Annotated in this window: 4 protein-coding genes; all 4 read left to right on the forward strand. The window is 30.1% G+C overall.

The features are described from left to right. Window positions 1–114 (forward strand): potassium-transporting ATPase subunit KdpA (locus J7G74_RS16820; RefSeq protein ID WP_297135197.1); only part of this gene is annotated, 114 nt, incomplete at its 5' end. A gap of 13 nt (window positions 115–127) precedes the next feature. Continuing rightward, window positions 128–2,197 carry a potassium-transporting ATPase subunit KdpB gene (gene kdpB, locus J7G74_RS10895; RefSeq protein ID WP_297135190.1) on the forward strand — a complete coding sequence of 690 codons (2,070 nt, stop codon included), beginning with the start codon at window positions 128–130 and terminating at the stop codon, window positions 2,195–2,197. Window positions 2,198–2,260: 63 nt separating this feature from the next. Further along, the gene (kdpC, locus tag J7G74_RS10900) at window positions 2,261–2,866 is read left to right on the forward strand and encodes a potassium-transporting ATPase subunit KdpC (RefSeq protein ID WP_297135192.1); all 606 of its coding nucleotides are present in this window, start codon (window positions 2,261–2,263) and stop codon (window positions 2,864–2,866) included. Window positions 2,867–3,055: 189 nt separating this feature from the next. Further along, a partial coding sequence (locus J7G74_RS10905) for a sensor histidine kinase (protein ID WP_297135195.1) occupies window positions 3,056–5,128 on the forward strand: 2,073 nt, incomplete at its 3' end.

The following is a 5,128-nucleotide window of genomic DNA, read 5'->3' on the forward strand; positions in this document are numbered from 1 at the left end:
AATGGATTATTTGTATTTATGTTAATACTAATAATTATTTTAGTTGGGGCACTTAGTTTCTTCCCAGCACTTTCACTGGGGCCAATAGCAGAATACTTTAGTTCAATATTATAGGGGGAGTTAGAAAATGGAATTAAAAACACAAACATCTCTTGTTGATAAAAAAATATTAGTAAGAGCTGTTAAAGATTCATTTATAAAGTTAAAACCAAAAACACAAAAAGAAAATCCTGTTATGTTATTAGTTTATATATCAGCTATTTTAACAAGTGTACTTTGGATAGTATCTTTATTTGGAATTAAAGATGCACCCTCTGGATATACACTAGCCATAGCTATAATACTTTGGCTTACTGTATTATTTGCAAATTTTGCGGAAGCTATTGCAGAAGGAAGAGGAAAAGCTCAGGCAGATTCTTTAAGAGCATCGAAAAAAGATGTTGATGCACATAAGATTAATTCAATAGATGAAAAAGATAAAGTAACGATAGTTTCTTCATCTTTACTAAAAAAAGGTGATATTGTAATTGTTAAATCAGGAGAACAAATCCCTGCTGATGGTGAAGTAATAGAAGGTGCTGCCTCTGTTGATGAAAGTGCTATAACTGGAGAATCTGCTCCAGTTATCCGTGAAAGTGGTGGCGACCGTAGTGCTGTTACAGGTGGAACTACTGTTACTTCTGACTGGATAATAGTTAAAATAACAAGTGAAGAAGGTGAGAGCTTCTTAGATAAAATGATTGCAATGGTTGAAGGAGCTTCAAGAAAGAAAACACCAAATGAAAAGGCTCTTGAAATATTTCTTGTTGCTTTATCTATAATATTTATTTTAGTAACTATGTCACTTTATACTTATTCAATATTTATATCAAAACAAGTTGGTGTGGAAAATCCAACTTCTGTGACGACATTAGTAGCTTTACTTGTATGTTTAGCACCAACAACAATAGGAGCTTTACTTTCTGCAATAGGTATAGCTGGTATGAGTAGACTTAATCAAGCAAATGTACTTGCTATGAGCGGTCGTGCTATTGAAGCAGCAGGAGATGTTGATATATTAATGCTAGATAAAACAGGTACAATTACACTTGGAAATCGTCAAGCAAGTGAATTTATACCTGTTGATGGAACATCTCCAGAAGAATTAGCTGATGCAGCACAATTATCTTCTTTAGCAGATGAGACTCCAGAAGGAAGAAGTATAGTTATTTTGGCAAAAGAAGAGTTTGGTATAAGGGGTAGAAATCTTAATAAAAAAGATGTTAAATTTATACCTTTTACAGCCAAAACTCGTATGAGTGGAGTTGATTATGATGGAGATAAAATTAGAAAAGGTGCAGTAGATGCTATTAAAGATTATATAATAAAATCTGGAGGTGTTTATAGCCAAGAGTGTAATGAAGTAGTTGTAAAAATATCTAATCAAGGTGGAACACCATTAGTAGTGACAAAAAATAATAAGATATTAGGAGTGATACACCTAAAAGATATAATAAAAAAAGGTGTCAAAGAAAAGTTTGCAGATTTAAGAAAAATGGGAATAAAAACAATAATGATAACAGGAGATAACCCGCTTACTGCTGCTGCAATAGCTGCCGAAGCTGGAGTAGATGATTTTCTTGCAGAAGCTACGCCAGAAGGTAAGTTAAAATTAATAAGAGATTTTCAAAGAAAAGGTCATTTAGTAGCTATGACTGGTGATGGAACAAATGATGCTCCAGCCCTTGCTCAATCAGATGTTGCCGTTGCTATGAACTCTGGAACACAAGCAGCTAAAGAAGCTGGTAATATGGTTGATTTAGATTCTTCTCCTACTAAATTAATAGAGATAGTACGTATAGGTAAACAACTTTTAATGACAAGAGGCAGTTTAACAACTTTTTCGATTGCTAATGACCTTGCTAAATATTTTGCTATAATACCAGCGCTATTTTTAGGATTATATCCTCAACTTTCAGCATTAAATATAATGAATCTTTATAGTCCTCAAAGTGCAGTATTATCAGCAATAATATACAACGCATTAATAATTATTGCATTAATACCTTTAGCTTTAAAAGGTGTAAAATATCGTGAAGTATCAGCAGAAAAACTTCTTTCTAGAAATCTTTTAATATACGGACTAGGAGGTATTATAACTCCATTTATATCTATTAAAATAATAGACGTGATATTAGTATTCTTTGGTTTAGTATAAGGAAATAATTATAATAATGCATATATGTATAATTTTTTAATATATAATTGGAGGTAAGAAATTATGAGTAATATGAAATCACTTTTTACTAGTGCTATACTATCATTTATAGTATTTACATTAGTTTGTGGCGTATTATACACAGGAACTATCACAGCCATAGCTCAAGCTGTATTTCCTGAAAAATCTAATGGAAGTATTATAGAAGTAGATGGTAAAAAATATGGATCAGAGTTAGTTGCTCAACAATATACTGATGAAAAATATATGTGGGGACGCATAATGAAAATAGATACAGGAACATTTACTGATGAAAATGGTAATAAATTAATGTATTCAGCTCCTTCTAATTTAAGCCCTGCTAGCGATGAATATGAGGAACTTGTTGCTCAAAGAGTTAAAGCAATAAAAAGTTATCATGAATATAATGCTGATAAACCAATTCCTGTTGATTTAGTTACAGGCTCTGGTAGTGGACTAGATCCTCATATATCACTTGCTGCTGCTCAATATCAAATTAAAAGGATTGCAGACAATAATAATATGAAGGAAAGCCAAGTTGAAGATATAGTTAAAAAATGTACAGAGAAACCTTTTTTAGGATTTTTAGGAGAGACAACTGTTAATGTTCTTAAAGTTAATTTAATGATTGATGGAATATTATCATAATATGATTAGTATAAAAAATATATTATACGAAAGTACAAAACTTATAATAAAGGTTTTGTACTTTTTTATTATAAAAAGTTTCAAAATAAAATTAATTAGTAATTTTATTTTTTTATATTAATATGAAATTATAAAACTTTCTTAATAATAATGATATAATTATCATTATTATACATTGGGGGAATATGTATGGTAGAAAAAAGAATAAATCCTGATAAAATTTTGAAAAAGATAAATGAAGAAGCCGAAAGACAACAACGTGGGCAATTAAAAATATTTTTTGGCTATGCTGCAGGAGTAGGAAAGACCTACGCAATGCTAGAAGCAGCCCATATAGCGAAAAAGCGTGGTATAGATGTAGTTGTAGGGTATATTGAACCACATACAAGACCAGAAACAATGGATTTATTAAAAGGCCTTGAAGTTTTGCCTACTAAATCCATATCGCATAAAGGGATAAATTTAAATGAATTTGATATAGATAGTGCAATAGAACGAAATCCAAAATTAATTTTAATTGATGAATTAGCACATACAAATGCAAGTGGTTGTCGTCACCTAAAAAGATATCAAGATATTAATGAATTATTAAAATTAGGAATTAATGTTTATACAACAGTAAATGTTCAACATATAGAGAGTCTTAATGATATTGTTGCATCTATTACAGGAATCATGGTAAGAGAGAGGATACCTGACCATGTTTTCGATAATGCAAGTCAAGTTGAACTTGTTGATATAGAGCCAGAAGAATTAATAGAAAGATTAAATAACGGTAAAATATACAAAGCTAAGCAAGCTCAAATGGCTATAGAGAATTTTTTTTCCCTAGAAAACCTTACTGCACTAAGAGAAATAGCTTTAAGACAAACAGCAGATCATGTTAACAGAATATCTGAAAAAGTTAAAAATATTCAAGGTAATGAATATTTTACAGATGAAAATATCCTAGTTTGCTTATCATCATCTCCCTCTAATCCTAAAATAATAAGAACTGGATCTAGGATGGCTAAAGCATTTAAAGGAGAGTTTACAGCTTTATTTGTTGAGACATCTGATTTTGAGAACATGGATAAGGAAGATAAAAAAAGACTAAGAAGTAATACTCGTTTGGCACAACAACTTGGAGCTAATATTGAAACAGTTTACGGAGATGATATAGCTTTTCAAATTGCAGAGTTTGCAAGGTTATCAGGAGTATCGAAGATAATTCTTGGCAGAAGTAGTATAAAAAGAAAGTTTTTATTTGGAAAAATGTCTTTAACAGAAAGGCTTACATCATATGTGCCTAATCTTGATATATATATTATACCTGATAAATCATCATTAAAATATTATAATAAAAAAATTAAAAAATCTAATCCAAAATTCACATTAGTAGATTTTTTAAAGTTACTTTTAATTTTAATTATATCTACTATACTAAGCTTTATTTTCTATTCCTTAGGATTTAATGAAGCTAATATAATAACTGTATACATATTAGGAGTACTAGTCACTGCAATTATAACAGAAAGTAGACTTCAAAGTGTTATATCATCATTAATTAGTGTTTTTGTATTTAATTTATTTTTTATTAATCCAAGATTTACATTTAGTTTTTATGATGAAGGGTACTATGTTACATTTATTATTATGTTTACATCAGCAATACTTACTGGTTCTTTGGCATCAAAAATAAAAGAACAAGTAACTCAATCTACCCAGATTGCTTATCGAACAAAAGTATTACTTGAAACTAATCGACTTATACAACAGGCCCATGATAGAGATGGAATAATACAAGTAATTGCTATACAACTAAGGAAATTACTAAATAAGGATATAATTTTTTATAGTGCAAATGATGGAAAGTTATCAGAGCCGATGATGTTTCCGATTAATGAAGCTAATATAGATTTATCAAGCTATGTTTCGGAAAATGAAAAAGCAGTAGCTCAATGGGTATATAAAAATAATAAGTGTGCAGGTGCAACAACAAATACACTTGGAAGTTCAAAATGTTTATATTTTGCCATAAGGGTTTCTGGAAGAGTTTATGGGGTAATAGGTATAGCAATAGAGAATGAACCAATAGATTCTTTTGATAATAATATTATGTTATCAATGCTTGGAGAATGTGGAATAGCTTTAGAAAATGAGTTCATAAGTAAACAAAGAGAAGAGGCAGCTGCATTAGCTAAGAATGAGCAATTAAGAGCAAATCTTCTTCGTTGTATATCTCATGATTTACGAACTCCTCTTACTAGCATTTATGGTAAT

This window comes from Terrisporobacter sp. (genome assembly GCF_017888745.1).
In the GTDB taxonomy this organism is placed as follows: Bacteria; Bacillota; Clostridia; order Peptostreptococcales; family Peptostreptococcaceae; genus Terrisporobacter.

Coding starts and splice junctions, on each gene's coding strand:
- kdpC (WP_297135192.1), top strand. CDS start 2,261: ATGAGTAATATGAAATCACTTTTTACTAGTGCTATACTATCATTTATA.
- kdpB (WP_297135190.1), top strand. CDS start 128: ATGGAATTAAAAACACAAACATCTCTTGTTGATAAAAAAATATTAGTA.